The sequence below is a fragment of the Curtobacterium sp. Leaf261 genome, assembly GCF_001422205.1.
In the GTDB taxonomy this organism is placed as follows: domain Bacteria; phylum Actinomycetota; class Actinomycetes; order Actinomycetales; family Microbacteriaceae; genus Curtobacterium.
Genome location: NZ_LMMJ01000001.1, coordinates 836,808 through 855,943 on the forward strand (window position 1 = coordinate 836,808; position 19,136 = coordinate 855,943).

Sequence of the window (19,136 nt, forward strand, 5' to 3'; positions counted from 1 at the left end):
GCACAACCTGCGGGTCGTCACAGCCCTGGACCGGTGCTCGAACGTTGACGTCGACCTGCCTCCGGGCAGTCCGGCCACTACAGTGTCGACCAGGGACACGGGGCGGCGTCACCCGGCACGACGCCTCCACCGGACGTATCGAGGCGCACATCGGTGCCGTCCTCCAGGCAGCCGCGTCCGCCACGGCGGCCTTCGTCGTCGGTGACGAGGAGATGGCGGAGAACGCCGCCCGTGCTGCAGCGGACCCGGTGCCGCCGAGCGTCCGCGGAGACCGGGGATGAGCGCGACCGTCCACGGTGCAGTGTCGGTCGCCGACGTGCCCAGGATCGAGGTGGACACGACGGCACTCGATGGTGCGGCGTCGAGCATCCGCGCCGCGGGTCGCACCGTGACGCAGTCGGCCGAGCAGATCTCATGGAACTGGTCGACGACCATCCCGTACGTCCTCGAGTCACCGGGCGTGCTCGACGAGCTGTCCATCGCGATGGCTCGACCCGCCGACGCGGCCACCTCCCTCGCGACCGACACCGAGGGGGCAGCCACCGCACTCGCGGGCTTCGCGAGCGTGACGAACGTCCTCCAGCAGCGCCGCCAACTGCTCGTCGAGGACATCGCGGCGTTCCGGGCGAGCGCCACCGCGGCAGAGTCGGAGGCCGCGTCCGACCCTGATGCCGAACCGGTGTCCTGGACCGACGACAGCGGACTCGTGTCCCGGAACGGCGATCTCGCAGACCGCATCGCGCGCCTCCGACGCGACTGGCAGTCCGCGCGCGAGGACTGCGTCGACGCACTCGGCAAGCTCCGCAACACGGACTCGACGGACGGGCTCTTCCCCGGTCGGGCACCCCTCGGTCCGGCGCAGTACGGCTTCGACGTCGGGAGCGCCGGGGCCGCGTTCGACCAGAGCATCTCCGACCGCCAGATCCGTCTGCTCGCCGACCTCGCGACGATGTCGAAGCCCGAGCTCGAACAGTGGCGGGCGGCGCATCCCGACCAGTACGAGGGGTTCATCGATCAACCGCCGGACCCCGCCGCCGTCGATCGATGGTGGCGCACGCTCGGGAACGACCCGCACGACCTGTCCGCGGCCCAGATCGCCCTCGCGACGGGTGTCCCGGTGCTCGTGGGGAACCTCCAGGGCGTCTTCTACTCCGCCCGGGACCTCGCGAACCGCACCTTCGTGACGGAGTACCGGGCGTCCGGGGACGACACCGACCTCGATCGCACCGTCAGCAAGATCCGACAGCAGATGCGCCTCGCCGACAGCACCGGCACGACGCTGCAGATCACCACGCTCGACCCGCGGGCCGTCCCCCGCGCAGCGTTCTCGGTCGGCGACCTCGACACCGCCGACGACGTCACCTACCTCGTGCCCGGCATCAAGTCATGGACAGCAGGGTCGGACGCGGTGCCCCAGTGGGTGAACTCCGCATCGGCACTCGCCGACGAGCAGGACCGGATGGACCTCCACCGCACGCATGCGGTCGTCGCCTGGATCGGGTACGACGCTCCGTCGGAGCTGACCGAACCGTCGGTCGCCCAGGCGGAGAAGGGCGGCACGTACCTCGCCGGGGAGTTCGGCGGACTCCGGGCCACCCGTGGGACCGACCCGACGCTGAACCTCGTCGGTCACTCCTACGGCACCACCGTCTCCTCGGTCGCGCTCCAGACCGCTCCCGTCGACCGCTTCGTCACGCTCGCGTCCGCCGGGCTCGCCGTCGACCACCGGAGCGACCTCGAGGTCCCGAAGGGCGAGATGTACTCCGCGGAGGCGCACGGTGACTCGATCGCGGACATCGGCCGTTCCTGGTGGACCGGTTCGCAGCACCAGACGAAGCCCACGGCCGCGTTCGGTACGAAGCTCTTCGACGTCGGGCCGGACGGCGACCTCGCAGGGAGCCACAGCCACGACTCTAACCCGGGTACGCTCGGCGCCGACGGTTCGTGGGACAGCGCGGGCGACGGCTACCTCTCTCCCGGCAGCCACTCCCTCGACAGCGTGGGGCTGATCACGACCGGGCGCGGCGACGAGATCGAACGGACGGACTATGACGGCTAGGAGCACGCGCCGGACGGCCCTGTTCGCCGTCCTCGCTGGCGCGATCGCCGTCGTCGGCATCGCCGGCTGCGCAGCGATCCAAGAAGGCCCCGCCCGGAACAACGACCCAACGACCCCCGGGAGCACGATGTCAGACAGTTCCAGCCCGCAGTCCTCCGACGGTGTGGCGATGACCGCCGAGACCGCGAACGACGAGCAGCTCGCCCTCATCGCCGCGCTCGAGTCCGCAGTCCCGAGCGCGTGGGCCGACCCGCAGGTCAAGCGGTTCCGGACGTGCACGACCCCGGACGGCGCAGCGGGCGTGCAGATCACGCGTGAGGTCCGGGGTGACGGCACCACCGACCCCTCCGCTGCCGCGACCGCGTTCCACGCCGTGCTCGACGCCCGCGGGTTCGACGCCGAAGTCCGTCGCGACACCGAGGTCGTCGGGACGGGCCCATCGAACCGGTACGCCGCGTTCAACGCCGACGAGTCGGCAGCGATCATCCAGGTGTACAGCGCCTGCTACGCGTTCGACTCCGAGCAGGGCACCCCGACGGTGCCGCCGACACCGGCGTCCTGACCGGGCCGGTCCCCGCCGACACCGGCACCAGCGCCGGTACCGACATTCGTCAGCGCCAGCTCCGCCACCGGCACGGGCACCGACGGCGTCAGTGCAGGGTGCCGAGCGTCGCCCAGACGATGACCAGGACCGTCAGGACCACGGCGGCACCACGGGCGATCCACCGTGCGCCGGCCGACGGCACACCCGGCAGCGTCCGAGGGAAGACCAGGACCGCGAGCACCCAGAGCAGCGGGCAGACGACGGCCGTCGCGATCGCCGTGACGAGCGCGACGAGCCACGAGACGGTGTAGAAGCCGGAACCCTGCATCCACCCGCGTGCCACGCCGGCTGGTTCGGCCGCGCCGACGTCAGGCAGGATCCGGAACACGAACAGCAGCACGAACGCCGTGGCCGGCACCATCAGTCCACCGGTGGCGATGATGCGGACGACCCACTGCAGCTGCTCGAACGGATCGTCGACGTGCCACGGTGCGCGTCGTTCCCGAGACCGCGGATCGCTGACGACGACGGGATCGTCGGTCGCAGGTCCGGTCCCGGCCCCGCCCACCGCGGCCTCGCCGTGCTGATCACTCGTCGTCATGTCGTTCCCCGTCCCCCGTGGACCGCCCTCGTGCACCACGACGGCGATCCGCCCAGGGTACCGGGACCGCCGCCGGGATCGGCGACCGCCGCGTCATGCTCGGTGGCCGGTCGATCAGGCCAGGTGCTCGCGACCGCGACGCACCTCCTGCATCACCGGTCCGAAGTCGACGGCTCGGCCGTCGAGCTCGTACCGGTACCGCCCGGTCCGCCGCACCGACGGGGCGGACCGGAGGAACGCCTCCAGTCCGTCTCGTTCGTCGTCGGCGAGCCAGGCGACCGGGTCCGACGTCGAGCGGAACCCGGCGACGGAGGCGACGTCGCGGATCAGGGCGCGCTGCGCCGGCGTCGTGGCGGCGTCCCCGGACCGGAACGACACGACGTCCGGGTCCACCTGGAACAGCGACGACATCCACATCCGCTCGACGGCGGCACTCAGCGCGTTCAACCCGCCCTCGTAGCTCGGGTCCTCGACGCTGCCCGGCAGGAACCACTCTGCGGCGGTGTCCGGACCGACGCGGAGTCCGTCGAACACGCCGACGGACGGCAGGACCGGTGCACCGCACCCGAGCAGGTACACGTCGGGGCCGACGACGGCGCGGATGCGCTGCACGGCATCGCGGTAGACGCGCTCCCGCGGGATGTCCTCCGAGCGGACACCGACCATCGCCGCCGCGGAGAGGAAGTCGAGCTTGAGGTACCGGAACCCCCAGTCGGCGACGCGGCGGAACACCTCGTCGAGATGCTCCTGCACCGCCGGCAGGGTGGTGTCGAGCGCGTGGTAGTGGGTGTCCCAGTTCCACCCGGCTTCGAGCGGACCGCCGGCCGGGTCCTGGACGAGCCAGTCGGGGTGCTCGGTGGCGACGACGGAACCGGGCAGGCAGATGAAGGGCGCCAACCAGAGTCCCGGGCGGGAACCGCGTGCGTGCACCCGCGCGGCGACCTCCGCCATGCCGGACGGGAACCCGGCGTTCGGCACCCAGTCCCCCACCATGCGCTCCCAGCCGTCGTCGAGCTGCACGACGTCGAACGGCAGGTCGCCGAGGTCCGTCACGGCCTCCAGGAAGCGACGTTCGTCGACGTCCTCGAAGAACGAGTACCAGCTGCACCAGAGGGTGCTCACGCGCGGTGCGGTCGGCCTCCCCAGCCGCTCGCGAAGGAGCTCGGCGTAGGCGCTGAACACCGTGTCCTCGGGTCCGATCGCGACGAACCACTCGTCACCGTCGGCGTCGCTCCGGCCCGTCAGCTCGGTGTCCGTGGCGCGGACCCGCGGGCTGCCGAGACCGAGCGCCCCGAGCAGGAGCACCCGTCCGTCGCCGAGGTCGAGTGCGCCGAGGCCGCTGCCCTCGTGGTGGTCCGGCTGGTCGAGCGCCGCGTCGTCGGCCGTGATCGTCCGGCGGGGGTCGCCGTGGATGCGCATCGGGCTCTCGTCGAGTGGTGACCACCCCGTCGGCGACCAGGACGTCCAGCCCTGTCGGTGGAAGAGCGTCGCACCGAGCCCGTGTCGGATGGTGACGTCACCCGGGGGGAACAGCATCCCGCCGGCCACGGACCGACCCTCGTCGAGGTCCCCGGAGAGCGTCCTGCCGTCGGGGTCGAGTTCCAGGATCACACGCACACCTCTCGTCGGTCGCCGCGGCACCGCACCGCGCCTCGCCTCGCCTCGCCTCGCCTCGCGAAGCGTAGTGCACCGTCGGGGCGCGGGCGGCTCCCCCGGCCTGGCAGGCTTGGACGGTGACATCTCCCATGCGTCAGCACGTCAGCACGCGGGAGACCTCGTGACCACCACGGACGTCGACCCCGCCGGGCCGACCACGCTGCCCCCGCTCACCGACGGCCCGCACCGGAAGCGTCTCGGTGTCGTCGCCCTCGTCGCGACGTTCGGTGGACTCCTCTTCGGGTACGACACCTCCGTCGTCAACGGCGCCATCAGCCCGATGGCGGACGAGCTCCACCTGACCGCGGTCACCGAGGGATGGGTGACGAGCGCACTGCTCTTCGGCGCCGCGGTCGGCGCCGTCGCGGGCGGCCGGCTCTCGGACGTCCGGGGTCGGCGCTGGTCGATCATGCTCATGGCGGTGCTGTTCCTCGTCGGCACCGTCGTCTGCGTCGCCGCGCCGACCTTCGGTTGGATGGTGGTCGGTCGCGCGGTCCTCGGCCTCGCGGTCGGCGGGGCCTCGACGATCGTGCCCGTGTACCTCGCAGAGCTCGCACCGTTCGAGGTCCGTGGCTCGATCGCCGGCCGAAACGAGCTCGCGATCGTGGCGGGACAGCTCGCGGCGTTCGTCGTCAACGCGGTCATCGGGAGTGTCTGGGGCGACATCGTCGGCGTCTGGCGCATCATGCTCGCGGTCGAGGCGCTCCCCGCGATTGCCCTGTTCGTCGGCATGGTCCGGATGCCCGAGTCGCCGCGCTGGCTGGTCGTCGAGGGCCGGGTCGCCGAAGCGGTCGCCGTCCTCCACAGCATCCGCTCCCCGGAACGCGCGGAGGCCGAGGTCGCGCAGGTGGTCGAGGCCACCGGCGGGGCGGTCGGCCCGGGCAGTTCCACGTGGACCGAGATCCTCCGGAACCGGTGGCTCGTCCGGATCCTGCTCGTCGGCATCGGCCTCGGTGTCGCCCAGCAGCTGACCGGGATCAACGCGATCATGTACTACGGGCAGATCGTCCTCACCGAGTCCGGGTTCTCGGCGAGCGCCGCACTCATCGCGAACGTCGGGCCCGGCGTGATCGCCGTCATCGGGGCGGTCATCGCGCTCCGCATGATCGACCGCTGCAGCCGCCGCCGGACGTTCGTCACCGGGTTCACCCTGACCACCGTCTCGCACCTGCTCATCGGCATCGGCTCGCTCGCGCTCCCGGAGGGCGACCCGGCCCGACCGTGGGTCATCCTGTTCCTGGTGGTCCTGTTCGTCGGCTCGATGCAGACGTTCCTCAGCGTGGCCGTCTGGGTGACGCTGTCCGAGATCTTCCCGCTCCGGATGCGCGCGTTCGGCATGGGCGTCTCGGTCTTCTGCCTCTGGATCGCCAACGCGCTGCTCGGACTGTCGTTCCCGTCGGTCCTCGCCACCCTCGGCATCACCGGCTCGTTCTTCGGGTTCGCGGTCCTGAACGCACTCGCCCTGTGGTTCGTCTGGCGGGCCGTGCCCGAGACCCGCGGCCGCACCCTCGAGCAGCTCGAGCAGGACGTCGCAGCCGGCGCGATCCACCAGGTCCGCGGGCACTGACGCCGCATGCCAGGACGGGCCCTGCCGACACACTCGGCAGGCCCGTCGTGGTGCGGGCCTACCGGGCGTCGAGCAGCGCGAGCACGTCGGCCGTCGTCCCGACCTCGCCGATCTTCGGGAACTGCAGCGTGACCGATGCCTCGTGGGCCTCGGCACTGTCGCTCATCGCGTCGGTGACGAGCGCCACGTGGTACCCGAGCTCGTGCGCGGCCCGGGCGGTGGACTCCACCCCCGAGGAGGTCGCGATGCCGACCACGACGACCTGCGTCGCGCCTGCCGCCCGGAGCTGCACGTCGAGGTCCGTCCCGGTGAACGCCCCGAACGTGCGCTTCGTGACCGTGATGTCGGTCGCCTGTTGGTCGAGCTCGGGCACGATCGCGGTCGCGGACGGATCGATCGCCCGCGGCGCAGCGGCCCCGCTCGTCTTGCTGCGCTCGGTCCGACCGGGCGCCCGACCGTCGACGTTGACGAGCGCGACGGGCAGTCCGTGCGCCCGGAACGCGGTGGCGAGTGCGGCGGCGTTCCCGACGACCAGCTCCTTCGGGTGCGCGGTCGGGTACTGCATCACGCCGACCTGCAGGTCGACGACGACGAGGGCCGGTGTCTGCTCGAGTTCGATGGTCATGGGTCTCCTTGCCGACAGGGTGCCCGGTGGGGGCGGATCGTGTCTACCACGTCGCCCCCGGCGGGCGGTCGGCGGGTCGGACGGGAGGCACGGTGCGGGCTGGCACCGTCCCTCCAGTCCGGAGCGCGGTCGTGACCGCCTGCTCGGCCCGTCCGACCTGCTCGACTAGAGGATCCCGGTCAGCACGCCGCCGTCGGCGCGGACCGCGGCGCCGTTCGTGGCCGATGCCAACGGGCTCGCGAGCCAGACGACCGTGTTCGCGATCTCCTCGGGCGTGATGAAGCGCTCGAGCAACGTCGTCCGGTTCTGGCCGATGATGCCGCGCTGCATGTCCTCGACGGGGGTGTCCTGTGCCGCAGCGACCTCGGCGATGGTCCCGGCGACACCGTCGGACAGGGTGGGTCCCCCGAGCACCGTGTTGACGGTGACGGCGGTGCCGCGGGTGCGCTTGGCGAGGCCGTTGCCGAGTGCGAGCATCGCCGCCTTGGTGACGCCGTAGTGCACCATGTCGGCGGGGACGTTCACGCCGGACTCGCTGCTGACGAAGACGATGCGACCCCGACCACGCTCGAGCATCCCGCCGAGCAGGTGCCGCGAGAGTCGCACGCCGCTCATCAGGTTGACGTCGAGGTACCGCTGCCATGCGTCGTCGTCGATGTCCTCGAACGCACGGAGTCCGAACACGCCGACGTTGTTGACGAGGACGTCGATCGCCCCCAGGGCGTCGAGTTCCCGGAGGAGCCGGCGGACGTCGTCGGCGTCCGCGAAGTCCGCGACGATCCCCGCGACCGCCACGTCGGGGTGGTCCGCCCGGAGCCGTTCGCACGCCGTGTCGAGGCGAGCGGCGTCGCGGCCGTTCAGCACGACGTCCATCCCCTCTCCGGCGAGCGCGGCAGCCACCGCGAACCCGATGCCCTGGGTCGATCCGCTGATGAACGCTCGTCCGCCTCGGAGGTGCAGGTCCATGGTGCCGCTCGCTTCCCGGTGTCGTCCGACCCCGATCGATGACTTGCTCAGGCAAGTCAATCTACCGGCCCCGACTTGCCTGGGCAAGTCGTCAGCCGGACGTGCGGCGTAGGCTGCCGTCATGTCCGAACCGTCCGGTGCCGCCGCCCGCCTCGAGGTGTGGGCGTCCCTCGCGACGCTCCTCGAGCGACTGCCGGCCGCCCTCGACGCACAGTTGCAGCGGGACAGTGGCCTCACCCACTTCGAGTTCGGCGTGCTCTACGCCCTCGACACCGCGCCCGACCGGACGCTGCGCATGAGCACCCTCGCCGGGTACGCGAGCTGCACGCTGTCCCGACTGTCCCGGGCGATCGGACGGCTCGAGGCACGGGGCTGGGCCAGGCGGCAGGTCGACGCGTCCGACGGCCGCTTCACCCTGGCCGTCCTGACCGAGTCCGGCCACGAGCTGGTCGCGCAGGCGGCACCGGGACACGAGGCGCTCGTCGACCGGCTCGTGTTCGACGCACTGACGACGGCGCAGACACGACAGCTCGGCGTGATCGCCCGGCGGATCGCGGCGGCGGTCGATCCGGAGCCGGCGTGGCGGGCGCCGTCGGGTCGCTGACGCCGCGGACGGCATCGGCAGGTCATGATGAGCACGGAGAGGATCGACGATGACGACACCGGCGCGCCCACCGGCGATCAGTGACGTCGCGCGTCGTGCCGGTGTCTCCGTCGGCACGGTCTCACGGGTCCTCAACGGCTCGAGCCAGGTCAGCGAGCGCCGACGGGCAGCGACCGTCCGCGCGATCGAGGAGCTCGGCTACCGCCCGAACCAGACGGCCAGGGCGCTCGCGTCCGGTCGGCACCGCCTCGTCGGGATCCTCACCGGCGACACCACCGAGTACGGCTTCGCATCGACGATCCGCGGGATCGAGGACGCCGCGGCGGCCGTCGGCATGCTCGCGACCGTCGCACGCCCGCGATCACGGAGCGACACCGACGTGCGCGCGGTCGTCGACCTGCTGCTGAACCAACCGCTCGCCGGTGTCATCGGGATCGAGTTCGACGAGCAGGTGAGCCGTGGGCTCGCGCTGTTCCCGGCGTCGATGCCGTCGGTCTCCGCCTCCCTCGTCGGCACGCACCACTCCGGCCTGCCGGACGCGCACATCGACGACGAGCTCGGCGGCCGTCTCGCGACGGACCACCTGCTGGACCTCGGGCACCGGACGGTGCACCACATCGCGGTCGACTACCCGTCCGAGTCCGGCACCGGACGGTCCTACGGGTACCGGGCCGCACTGGAGGCACGGGGCATCCCCGTCCCACCGATCCGGTCATCGACGTGGGAACCAGCCGCTGCTCGCGTGGCCACGCTCGCGCTCCTCGACGACGACCCGACCGTCACGGCACTCTTCTGCTTCAACGACGACCTGGCGATGGGGGCGTACCGGGCACTCCACGAGCGAGGGCTCCGCGCGCCGGAGGACGTCAGCATCATCGGGTTCGACGACGCGCCCCTGTCCTCGACAGTCTCCCCCACGCTGAGCACCGTGCGGATGGACTTCGGGTCGCTCGGGTCGTCGGCGTTCGACCTGCTGGCGGGGATGCTCGGGGAGACGGCCGGTCCCCCGATGACCGACGTCGAGCTGCCGCCGGTGCTCGTCGCCCGCGAGAGCTCCGGGCCACCGCGCGCCTGACTCCTCACCGTGGCGCGCGGGACACCGCCCTCCGCACACGACACCGCCGAGGAGAGCGGTGTTCCGTGCGGAGGGCGGTGTGCTGGAGCCGCCGGCCAGAGCTACTCGCTCGTCAGGCGGTACATCCGCGCACCGGCGACGGCCTCGTCGGGTGACACGATCGTCAGGCCGCCGGCGGAGCGCGTCAGCTGCCAGTCCGCGCCGATGCCCGCGGGCGGGAACACCTGCTCGATCGTCACGTCGGCGCCACCCAGGTGCTGCAGCGCGAGCTCGGCCGTCGGGTCCGCCCACGCCTGCCGCCACGCGATGACGAGCGTCTCGGCAGGGGCGCCCCCGGTCGCGGGAGCGTCGAACGCCACCGTCACCCAGCCGTCGTCGTACGACGGCAGCCCGGTCGGGAACCGCGGTGTCGAGCGTGCGATCGCGTGCCGGGTCGCCCGGTGCGCCTCGACCCCGGCTGCCACCAGGTCGAGCCGGTGCTGGTCCATCCCACTGAGCACCCCGGCCTGATACAGCCGGCCGGCGAGCCCCGTGCAGGTCGTGAACACGATCATCTCGTCCGACATGTCGGGCTGCGGGTACGACCAGTTGCCGGCCTGCTCCGGGAGCACGTGCACGAGCGCCCCGACCGCGATCACGGGGTAGAGCAACGGGTCCTGCTGGTCCGACGTCGACTGCATCTGGAGCGTGCCGAGCATGCCGAAGTCGCTCCGCATGGCCCCGGACCCGCAGTTCTCGAGCACGAGGTCGGGATGCCGGTCGAGGACACCGTTCAGCCACGCGAGCAGCGCCCGGTTGTGGTCGAGGAGTCCTGCGCCCACCGAGGGTGCGTCGAGGTCGGTCCCGGCGCCCGGCGTGACGTTGTAGTCGAGCTTGAAGAACCCGACACCGAGCTCGCCGACGAGTCGGTCGACGGTCTCGTCGAGGTGCGCGCGGGCGTCCGGGGAGCGGAGGTCGAGCAGGAACCGCTCGTGCTCAAGGACCCGCACACCGCCGCGCTGGAGGAACGCGGAGTCCGGCAACGACGACGCCGCTGCCGAGGTCACCCCGACGACCTCGGGCTCGAGCCAGAGCCCCGGGACCATGCCGCGCGTCCGGATGTGGTCGAGCACGGAGGCCAGTCCGGACGGGAACCGCAGCGTCGACGGCATCCAGTCACCCACGCTCGCCCACCACCCGGCAGTGTCGTCGTACCACCCGGCGTCGATGCAGAAGTACTCGGCGCCGACGCCGGCCGCGGCGTCGATGAGCGGCAGCAGCTTCGACTCGGTCGGGTCGCCCTCGAGCGTGTTCATGTAGTCGTTGAAGACCACGGGCAGCGCGGTGTCCTGCGGGTGCGGGCGGCGGGTGGCACGGCGGCCCGCGGCGAGGTTGCCGAAGGCGTCGTCGAACGAGGGTCCGACGGTGAACGACACCGGCACGGTCGTGAAGGGGTTCGTGCCGTCGAGCACGACCGACCACTGGTGCAGCGTGTCCGTCGGACCGAGCACGGCCACGTACGCGCCGTCCTCGGAGTGGTCGCCGCGCGGGGGCCCGAACGGCACGTCACTCCGCAGCCGGTCCGACAGCGGGACACCCCCGGCACCCCAGTGCGGGCTCTCTCCGAGCTCGAACGTCCACGCCCCGTTGTGCTCGATCTGCCACGCGAGCGTCTCGCCCGTGCTCCGGTTCTGCGCCGCGCCCGCGGGGTTCGCGATCCCGGAGGACCAGGTGCTGAGGCTCGCGACCGACAGGCGGTTCCGGCTCGTCTCCCCGCGCGCGCTGCCGTCGGTGCGGACGAGCCCCGGCGAGCGCAGCGGGCGCTTCGTCCAGCGGTTCTCCGCCGACCACGCGGTGTCGGCGTGCCAGAGGTCGACGTCGTTCGGCGCCGCGGACACCAGGGCTCCGGTCGCCAGGGAGGTCACGGCCCACACCGGGAGCGGGTCGCTGTCGGCCTCGACGGTGATGGTCGTGGTGGTCCGGACGGCGGCGACACCCCGGACCGCCTCGAACACGGTGGTCGCGACGAGGCCGGAGTCGGGGTGGGCCTGCACGATCTCGAGCCACAGGACCTCCCCCCGGCTCCCGGTGTCCGACGACCGGAAGCGGAGCGCCGCACCCAGCGCGGTCTCGTCGTACCGGTAGCTGTTGTTGCTCCGTCCCCACGCCGGCGAGAGCACCTCGACGAGCGGCTGCGTGACCGGCTTCGACGATCCGTCGCTGTCGCCCGTGTCCGAGGTCGCAGCCGCGTCCTGCCGGGCGTCGGCGATCTCGACCAGCCGCACCGGGCCTCCAGGATCATGGTCGAACCGCAGGCGGATCCGATCGTTGTCCCAGTCGATGGTGGACACGCCGACGGCGTCGAGAACGGTCACGATGAGCTTCCTTGCTGATGGTGGTGGACGTCTTCCCGGGACTCTAACCGGTTCGCTGCCGAAACTGGAAGCGGTTCCATTCGTTATCGAGCCGTGACATTCGAAAGCTGCCAGGAAGGGGGCATCCGGGCACAGAATGACCCAACACGGTGACGTGGGTCCGACGACGATGTCGGGACCGTTCGACGAAGGAGTCAGGATGGCACTGTCCGACAGCGTGCGCGCCACGCCCCGAACCCCGGAGCGCAGCAGGCCGGCGTCGCAACGCATCGGGAGCAACGGCTCCCCGACACCACGCAAGCGACGACCCGACGACACGAAGCTGGCGGTGCTGTTCCTCATCCCGGCCGTCATCGGCCTCGTCGTCTTCTACTTCTGGCCGCTCGTCCGCGGCATCGCGCTGAGCTTCACCTCGTGGGACCTGCTCTCCCCGGAGGAGTTCGTCGGCATCGCGAACTACCAGCGGATGCTCGCCGACCCGATCTTCTGGAACGCCGCCCGGGTCACCGTGTACTACGTCATCCTCAACATCGGGATCCAGACGGTCGTCGCCCTCGCCATCGCGGTGCTCATGCAGCGGCTGACGCAGTCGGTGCTCGTGCGCGGGATCCTGCTCGCGCCGTACCTGGTGTCGAACGTCGTCGCGGCCCTGGTGTTCCTCTGGATCCTCGACTACCAGCTGGGCATCGGCAACCAGGTCCTCGAGTGGATGCACCTCGACCGCATCGGGTTCTTCACCACCGAGAACTGGGTGATCCCGACCATCGCGCTCGTCAACGTCTGGCGGCACATGGGCTACACCGCGCTGCTCATCTTCGCCGGGCTCCAGGCGATCCCCGCGAACTTCTACGAGGCGGCGAGGGTGGACGGTGCGAGCGAGCTCCGGATGTTCCGCCAGATCACCCTGCCACTCCTCCGCCCGATCCTCGGACTCGTGCTGATCATCTCGGTGATCGGGTCGTTCCAGGTGTTCGACACCGTGTCGGTGACGACGAACGGCGGCCCGGTGGACTCCAGCCGGCTGCTGCAGGTCTACATCTACCAGAAGGGGTTCGCCGAGTTCGACTTCGGGTACGCGTCCACCCTGAGCGTCGCCATGCTCGTGATCCTCGTGATCGTCACCTTCTTCCAGTACCGCATCACGCGGGCCGGCCAGACCGACCTGAACTGAGGACGCCATGACCACCCAGACCCAGCCCGCCGCCGCTCGCCCGACCCGCGTCCCCGACACGGCCGGCGCCACCGGCACCGCCGCGCGGACCGAGGCCCGCCGCCGGAAGAAGCCCGTCCCGTGGGGACGCATCATCGCCTGGACGGTGATGGGGATCCTCCTCCTCATCACAGTGTTCCCGTTCTACTGGATCCTCCGGACCGCACTGTCCTCGAACGGTGCCCTGTACGCCAACGCGACCTCGCTCCTCCCGGCCGACTTCACGTTCAACGGGTTCGCGCGGGTGTTCGGCGCGCAGAGCGTGCAGGACGCCATCGCCGACGGCGGGTCCGGCGCGAAGCTCGACTTCTGGAAGTACCTCGGCAACTCGGTGATCGTCTCCACCGGCATCACGGTGTGCCAGGTGTTCTTCTCGTCGATGGCCGCGTACGCGTTCTCGCGGCTGAAGTGGCGCGGCCGCGACTTCGTGTTCGGGTTCTTCTTGCTCTCGCTCATGGTCCCGGTGATCTTCACGCTGCTGCCGAACTTCCTGCTCATCAAGGAGCTCGGCCTCATCGACACCCTGTTCGGGATCATGCTGCCGTCGCTGTTCATGACGCCGTTCGCGATCTTCTTCCTGCGGCAGTTCTTCCTGAACGTGCCGCTCGAGATCGAGGAGGCCGCACTCGTCGACGGCGCGAGCAAGATCCGCGTGTTCTTCCGGGTCATCATCCCGATGTCCGCCGCGCCGATCGCCACCGTCGCGATCCTGACGTACATGACGAGCTGGAACGACTACTTCTGGCCGCTCATGGTCTCGTACACCGACGACTCCCGGGTCCTCACCACCGCACTCGGCGCCTTCAAGTCGCAGAGCCCGCAGGGTGGCCCGGACTGGTCCGGGCTCATGGCGGCCACGCTCGTCGCCGCACTGCCGATGATCATCCTGTTCGGCGCGTTCGCCAAGCGGATCGTCAACAACATCGGCTTCAACGGAATCAAGTGAGGCACCCCATGACCATGCGAACCCGTTCCACCCGCGCCGCGCGGCTCGTCCGCATCATCGCCGCAGCCGTCACCGCGACGCTGTTCGGCACCCTCACCGGCTGCGCCACCGTCTCCCCCGCCGCGGCGGGCCAGACGAACATCGACTACTGGCTGTGGGAGTCCCTGCAGCTCCCGGGCTACCAGGCGTGCGCCACCGCCTTCGAGAAGGAGAACCCGGACGTCCATGTCCGGATCACCCAGTACGGCTGGGCGGACTACTGGCAGAAGCTCACCGCGGGCCTCGTCGCCGGTGCCGGCCCCGACGTGTTCACCGACCACCTCACCAAGTACCCGGAGTTCGTCACCCGCGGAGTGATCCTGCCGCTCGACGACTTCTCGGCGACCAAGGACCTGAAGGCCGCGGACTACCAGGCCGGGCTCGCCGACCTCTGGAAGGGCCAGGACGGCAAGCAGTACGGCTCCCCGAAGGACTTCGACACCATCGCGCTGTTCTACGACCAGAAGATGCTCGCCAAGGCCGACATGACGCCGGAGGACCTCCAGGGACTCACCTGGAACCCCGACGACGGTGGCACGTTCGAGAAGGTCATCGCGCACCTCTCCGTCGACAAGAAGGGCGTCCGCGGCGACGAGCCCGGGTTCGACCCGAAGAACGTCGCGACCTACGGGCTCGGCTCGAACGGCGCCGGCGACACGAACGGGCAGACCCAGTGGTCGTGGCTCGCTGCCGCCATGGGCTGGGACTTCACGAACAAGGACGTCTGGGGCACCGAGTACAACTACGACGACCCGAAGTTCCAGGCCGCGATCTCGTGGCTGTTCGGCCTCGTCAAGAAGGGGTACCTGCCCTCGTACGAGCGCGTCGGGACGTCCCCGAACCTCGTGCAGCAGCTCGGATCGCACCAGGCGGCGCTCACGGCCGACGGCTCGTGGACGATCTCGAGCTACGCACGGCTCCAGGGCGTGAAGCTCGGCATCGCGAGCATCCCCTCCGGTCCGATCGGGCATCCGGTGTCGATGTACAACGGCCTCGGTGACTCGATCAGCGCGCAGACCGACCACCCGCAGGCCGCGGCGAAGTGGGTGCACTTCCTCGGGTCGGACGCCTGCCAGGAGCTCGTCGGCCAGCAGGGCGTCGTGTTCCCCGCCAGGCCAGCCGGCACCGAGGCCGCCGTGAAGGCGTTCGCGGACAAGGGCATCGACGTCGAGCCGTTCACGGACCTCGTCGAGAACAAGTACACGGTGCTCTTCCCGGTGACGAACAACTCCTCGCAGATCCTGTCGATCATGAAGCCCGTGATGGACAGCATCTACATCGGGTCGAAGCCGGTGTCGTCCCTCGACGAGGCGAACAAGCGGGTGAACGCGCTGTTCAGCAAGTAGGTCGGGTCCGGCATGCAGGTGCCGGACAGACGGACGGGAGGCACGGTGCCGGTTGGCAGCGTGCCTCCCGTCCGTCACCACTGCACTCCGATGCCTCGACGCACCAGACACAGAAGAGCCCCGACGGGAGGTTTGTCCTGTCAGGGCTCTTCAATTTGGTGGGCTGTCTTAAGAACTCGCCAAGGCCTGAAGTGGTGCGGCTCACGGCTGGCGGCCGAGGGGCCCTATCCTCTCGCGACGTCGGGCTATCCTCTGGCGACGGACGGTGCGGTGTGAATACAACCGCTGACCAGCGGTTTCTACTTCTCGGTCTAGTCGCGCGGGTCCGCGAACGGACGCTTCCGACCGATACTGAGACGGAGCCCGCGATGAGAGCGTGATCCTCGACGACGACGCCCTCACCGGAAGGGTCGGCGGACTTTTGAATCAGTATATCAACGAGCTCGCGGCAACTGCATCGAGAAGCCCCACGTCTGAGTCGCAACTCACAGAATTCCGCGCATCAGCTGAATGAGCACAGGCATCGCACTCGACGGGTCCGGGCCCCTCCTGTTGGCAGCAAGATGCGGATCGGCGCTGCATGCGTTAGTCACAGCGCGGTCGACGCCGTCGAACGGGAACTCCTGAGCGAGGTGCTTCTCCTTCTGGAAGAGCGCGTGCTTTTTCAGAAGCGCGTCGAGCTCACTCGATGTCTTGGCTCCGAGGCTATCGCTGACGTGCCAGAGAAGCCAGACCTCGAACTTCAGGTTTGTGACGATGAGCTGGATGCCGTGCGCCCGGGCCAAAGTAATCGCGTCGTCAAGATGTGCATGGGTGTCCACATCCACGAGGCACACACAATGATCGAAAGGTTCTCGCTTGGACTCCTTCTCTAGGTCGCGCTCGTCGATGCATTTCTGAACGACCGAGACCGGATCAGATGACCCATGCACCGCTATAACGGACACGTTGACGCCCTTCGAGCGCAAGACCTGACTCAGGCGCTGGACGTACTGCTTCTCGGTGATCTCACCTTCACTTGCGACGAGGATCCTGCGGTACATCCGCCGCTTCGGTCTACTCGAGCGCCCGTATGTGCTCGACCCTCTTGACCCTGCTGCCTTGGCCCTGCCCGCCACTTCAGGCTTCCCCAGTCACGAGGAGCGACGCCAACATGCTCGGCGCTAACCTCGGTGTGCCACCATAGCGGCCGGCCAGGTAGCGCTTCGCAACATTCGCATCCGCATGCTGCGAGAAGTCGGCGAGGCACGTGAGCTCCGTCACTCCGTCGTAGCTCTTGTCGGTGAGCCAGACCTGCTCCGGCGCGAGTCGCGTATCGCTCAGAGGCGAGAGCACGTACGTCTCATGGCTGGTGAATAGCAACTGTGCATGGTTTCTATTCAGCGCTGGATCCGTGAAGAGGCCCAGAACGACGTCGAGTAGGTGCGGGTGCAGGCTGGAGTCGAGTTCGTCGACGAGCAGCAGGCCACCGTTCCGGAGTGTGTCGATGACCGGAACCATGAGTGCGAGCCATGCGATCGTCCCGTCGCTCTCACTCGCCACCGAGAACGGCTTCACGTCGGCAGACTCGCCACGGTGCGTGAACAGCAGGTTCCGGACGATCTGCTTCGAGTCCTCCTCGTCTAGCTCGCCCGAGTCGATAACGGGCCGTTCCGTTTCATCTTCGGATGGATCTGGCTCATCGGCGCCATCGCCAGCATCGTTCTCCGGCTCGACCTTGAGAGCGCGCCTGAACTGCGTTAACGCCTTCCGGACGTTGGCCGGCAGATCGTTCTCTTCGACTGTGACCTTTTGGATCCCGATATCGGCGACCTGCAGCAAGGTCTCGATGTCGAGCGGCGACACGGAGCCGTCAACTAGCGACTCGGCGATGCTCCGCAGCCGGCTCTCGCGGTGCACATCCTTGACCGAGACGATGTCGAACGAATCGGTTAGGTCGCGAGCAATCGGTGCAAGAACGTCATCCCCGATCACGAGCGCGCGGCTGAGGGCGAGCTCTCTGTCACTGACGCTACCGAGCGCCAGGAGCGCACGTTGGGTTTTGACTGGCTTCTCGCCGCGGTGACGCTCAAGTAGAGTCCGCCACCGGAGCGGCGCCTCGCGGAGCCATTCACTCGCTACGCCCTTGGCGTCGACCTCAAAGCCGTACTCGTACCGATGTTCTCGGTGAACGAACTGGAATACGTAGAAGCTCGACGCCTGCCCCGAGTGAGCATCGAGCTTGAACGGCTCTCTCGTGAACGTTGGCCGGGCTTGCCATGCGGTGGACGAGTACTTTACGGCGGCGATCGCATAGTGGAAGGCATCCAGCACCGCGGACTTGCCGGAGGCGTTCGGTCCGAAGATTCCCACGAGTGGGTACGTGTAGTCGGCCCAGGTCCCTTCCTTCAGCGCGAGAGTGCGTAAAGAAGACTTCATGAAATCGATGGTGACCTCGTCGCGGATGCTCTTGTGGTTGCGCACCGTGAAGCTCAGAAGGATCATGAGCCCATCCTAGAGTCCTGAGCTCAACTCTCGGCGCGTTTTTCGCCGTGAGCGCGCACGCCAGGAGTCAGAAGTGGGCTCTTGCGGGATCCGGACCCACTCCGCAGGGTGTGGGCGAGTACGGGCGACGCACCTCCCAAAGGCTTTCAGCGGAGTGCAGCCCTGCAGCGCCCGCCAGGCCGTCTCCTACGAAAGGATCTTCCGAGCCCACGACGAACTGAGTATCAACATCCTTCCAGCGAGCACACATGCCGCGGACATGAAGAGCAACCCCTTGGTTGACGGGATGTTCGTCTTCGCCTCGGCGACACCCGAGACGACCTCCTCGGCGAGGAGCGCCGCGTCGGGCCGCTACCGCTCGGCGTCCCCGCGTGTGCCGTTCACTGGTCACGCTCCGCTTCGCGAGCGGCCTGTGTAGGCGGCCGCCACTCCTTCGCCTCGGCACTCATCGCCTTGCGCGCCACTGTAAGCCGGGCGAGCTTCCGCGGGTTCTTGTCGATGTTCATCACCGGCGTGAAGTGCCGGATGAGGGCAGTCTCGACGTCAACGAGCTTCGCGCTCAGCTGCACCGGTGCCGCCCAGACCGCGAGCGAGAGGTGCTCGTGCATCCACGCCGTGAGCTGTGCGTCGCCATCGCCCGCCAGCGAGTACATAGAGAAGTACCTCGGGTTGTCCAAGTTCCGCGGAACGGCACAAAGCTCAAGTTGACCCCGCAGCAGCGCAGCAAACGACCTCCGCACAGTGGATCCGCCCGTGCGTGCTGTGCTGCCCGATACCGCAGCGAAGTGGTCTTTCAGATCGCGCTCTACGAAGCTCGCCTCGGCCTTGCCAACGTAGAGCGGGAGTTCCGGCGCGCTGCGGACCTCGGCGTCCTCGAGGAGCCCCAACTCTCGGTGCGCCTGCTCGTCGCCGTAGATCGCGTAGAGGCCTGGTCTCGCTGGCACGTGTGCCGGCGCATCGGTGATCGACCAGCGGGTGCCGGTCAGTGCGGCGATCGCATCCGCAGCGAGGTCAAAGACCGTCACGTTTGTGGACTCGTTGGTTTGGGCCGCGAGTGCGA

Annotated in this window: 17 protein-coding genes; 9 read left to right on the forward strand and 8 right to left on the reverse strand. The window is 69.2% G+C overall.

The genetic code is table 11. From position 1 onward, the window contains the following. The first annotated feature begins 44 nt into the window (after positions 1-44). The 3 genes from ASF23_RS19055 to ASF23_RS03520 are packed head-to-tail and all read left to right on the forward strand — an operon-like array spanning position 45 to position 2,621. Entirely contained in the window at positions 45-281 is a 237-nt protein-coding gene (locus tag ASF23_RS19055) for a DUF6507 family protein (RefSeq protein ID WP_442855000.1), read from the forward strand. Further along, complete coding sequence (locus ASF23_RS03515; RefSeq protein WP_055948827.1) at positions 278-2,059, forward strand: alpha/beta hydrolase; 1,782 nt, start codon at positions 278-280, stop codon at positions 2,057-2,059. The genes ASF23_RS19055 and ASF23_RS03515 overlap by 4 nt, the downstream gene beginning before the upstream one ends. Further along, positions 2,049-2,621, forward strand: coding sequence for a hypothetical protein (locus ASF23_RS03520; protein ID WP_055948830.1), 573 nt, complete (start codon positions 2,049-2,051; stop codon positions 2,619-2,621). Before ASF23_RS03515 ends, ASF23_RS03520 begins: the two co-directional genes overlap by 11 nt. Positions 2,622-2,709: 88 nt before the next feature. On the opposite strand, the gene ASF23_RS03525 is transcribed toward ASF23_RS03520, so the two are convergent. Both ASF23_RS03525 and ASF23_RS03530 read right to left on the reverse strand, forming a co-directional pair. Further along, a complete protein-coding gene (locus ASF23_RS03525; protein WP_156364095.1) occupies positions 2,710-3,204 on the reverse strand; it encodes a hypothetical protein in 495 nt (164 codons plus the stop codon). A 114-nt stretch (positions 3,205-3,318) separates the two neighbouring features. Next, the gene (locus ASF23_RS03530; RefSeq protein ID WP_055949263.1) at positions 3,319-4,815 is read right to left on the reverse strand and encodes a glycoside hydrolase family 36 protein; all 1,497 of its coding nucleotides are present in this window, start codon (positions 4,813-4,815) and stop codon (positions 3,319-3,321) included. Positions 4,816-4,981: 166 nt separating this feature from the next. On the opposite strand from ASF23_RS03530, the gene ASF23_RS03535 reads away from it, so the two are divergent. Further along, the gene (locus ASF23_RS03535; RefSeq protein WP_055948835.1) at positions 4,982-6,427 is read left to right on the forward strand and encodes a sugar porter family MFS transporter; all 1,446 of its coding nucleotides are present in this window, start codon (positions 4,982-4,984) and stop codon (positions 6,425-6,427) included. A 58-nt stretch (positions 6,428-6,485) separates the two neighbouring features. On the opposite strand, the gene ASF23_RS03540 is transcribed toward ASF23_RS03535, so the two are convergent. Both ASF23_RS03540 and ASF23_RS03545 read right to left on the reverse strand, forming a co-directional pair. After that, positions 6,486-7,052, reverse strand: a complete 567-nt coding sequence (locus tag ASF23_RS03540; protein ID WP_055948838.1) for an isochorismatase family protein — start codon at positions 7,050-7,052, stop codon at positions 6,486-6,488. 165 nt (positions 7,053-7,217) lie between these two features. Further along, positions 7,218-8,018, reverse strand: a complete 801-nt coding sequence (locus tag ASF23_RS03545) for an SDR family NAD(P)-dependent oxidoreductase (RefSeq protein WP_055948841.1) — start codon at positions 8,016-8,018, stop codon at positions 7,218-7,220. A gap of 121 nt (positions 8,019-8,139) precedes the next feature. On the opposite strand from ASF23_RS03545, the gene ASF23_RS03550 reads away from it, so the two are divergent. Next, a complete protein-coding gene (locus ASF23_RS03550) occupies positions 8,140-8,622 on the forward strand; it encodes a MarR family winged helix-turn-helix transcriptional regulator (RefSeq protein WP_055948844.1) in 483 nt (160 codons plus the stop codon). A gap of 49 nt (positions 8,623-8,671) precedes the next feature. Beyond that, a complete protein-coding gene (locus ASF23_RS03555; RefSeq protein ID WP_055948847.1) occupies positions 8,672-9,697 on the forward strand; it encodes a LacI family DNA-binding transcriptional regulator in 1,026 nt (341 codons plus the stop codon). Positions 9,698-9,798: 101 nt separating this feature from the next. Here ASF23_RS03555 and ASF23_RS03560 read toward each other — a convergent pair whose 3' ends face one another. Beyond that, positions 9,799-12,051, reverse strand: coding sequence for a glycoside hydrolase family 36 protein (locus tag ASF23_RS03560; RefSeq protein WP_055948850.1), 2,253 nt, complete (start codon positions 12,049-12,051; stop codon positions 9,799-9,801). A gap of 199 nt (positions 12,052-12,250) precedes the next feature. Here ASF23_RS03560 and ASF23_RS03565 point away from each other — a divergent pair, with 199 nt between their 5' ends. The 3 genes from ASF23_RS03565 to ASF23_RS03575 are packed head-to-tail and all read left to right on the forward strand — an operon-like array spanning position 12,251 to position 15,592. Next, positions 12,251-13,222 (forward strand): carbohydrate ABC transporter permease, encoded by a 972-nt coding sequence (locus tag ASF23_RS03565; protein ID WP_055949268.1) that lies wholly within the window; start codon positions 12,251-12,253, stop codon positions 13,220-13,222. 7 nt (positions 13,223-13,229) lie between these two features. Further along, entirely contained in the window at positions 13,230-14,207 is a 978-nt protein-coding gene (locus ASF23_RS03570) for a carbohydrate ABC transporter permease (RefSeq protein WP_055948853.1), read from the forward strand. Between the two features lie 8 nt (positions 14,208-14,215). Then, complete coding sequence (locus ASF23_RS03575) at positions 14,216-15,592, forward strand: ABC transporter substrate-binding protein (protein ID WP_055948856.1); 1,377 nt, start codon at positions 14,216-14,218, stop codon at positions 15,590-15,592. 485 nt (positions 15,593-16,077) lie between these two features. On the opposite strand, the gene ASF23_RS03580 is transcribed toward ASF23_RS03575, so the two are convergent. The 3 genes from ASF23_RS03580 to ASF23_RS03590 form a co-directional block, all read right to left on the reverse strand. After that, positions 16,078-16,635, reverse strand: a complete 558-nt coding sequence (locus ASF23_RS03580) for an RloB family protein (RefSeq protein WP_055948859.1) — start codon at positions 16,633-16,635, stop codon at positions 16,078-16,080. Positions 16,636-16,711: 76 nt separating this feature from the next. Beyond that, positions 16,712-18,076 carry an AAA family ATPase gene (locus ASF23_RS03585; RefSeq protein WP_055948862.1) on the reverse strand — a complete coding sequence of 455 codons (1,365 nt, stop codon included), beginning with the start codon at positions 18,074-18,076 and terminating at the stop codon, positions 16,712-16,714. Positions 18,077-18,456: 380 nt separating this feature from the next. Further along, positions 18,457-19,101, reverse strand: a complete 645-nt coding sequence (locus tag ASF23_RS03590; RefSeq protein ID WP_055948864.1) for a GIY-YIG nuclease family protein — start codon at positions 19,099-19,101, stop codon at positions 18,457-18,459. Positions 19,102-19,136 lie beyond the last annotated feature (35 nt).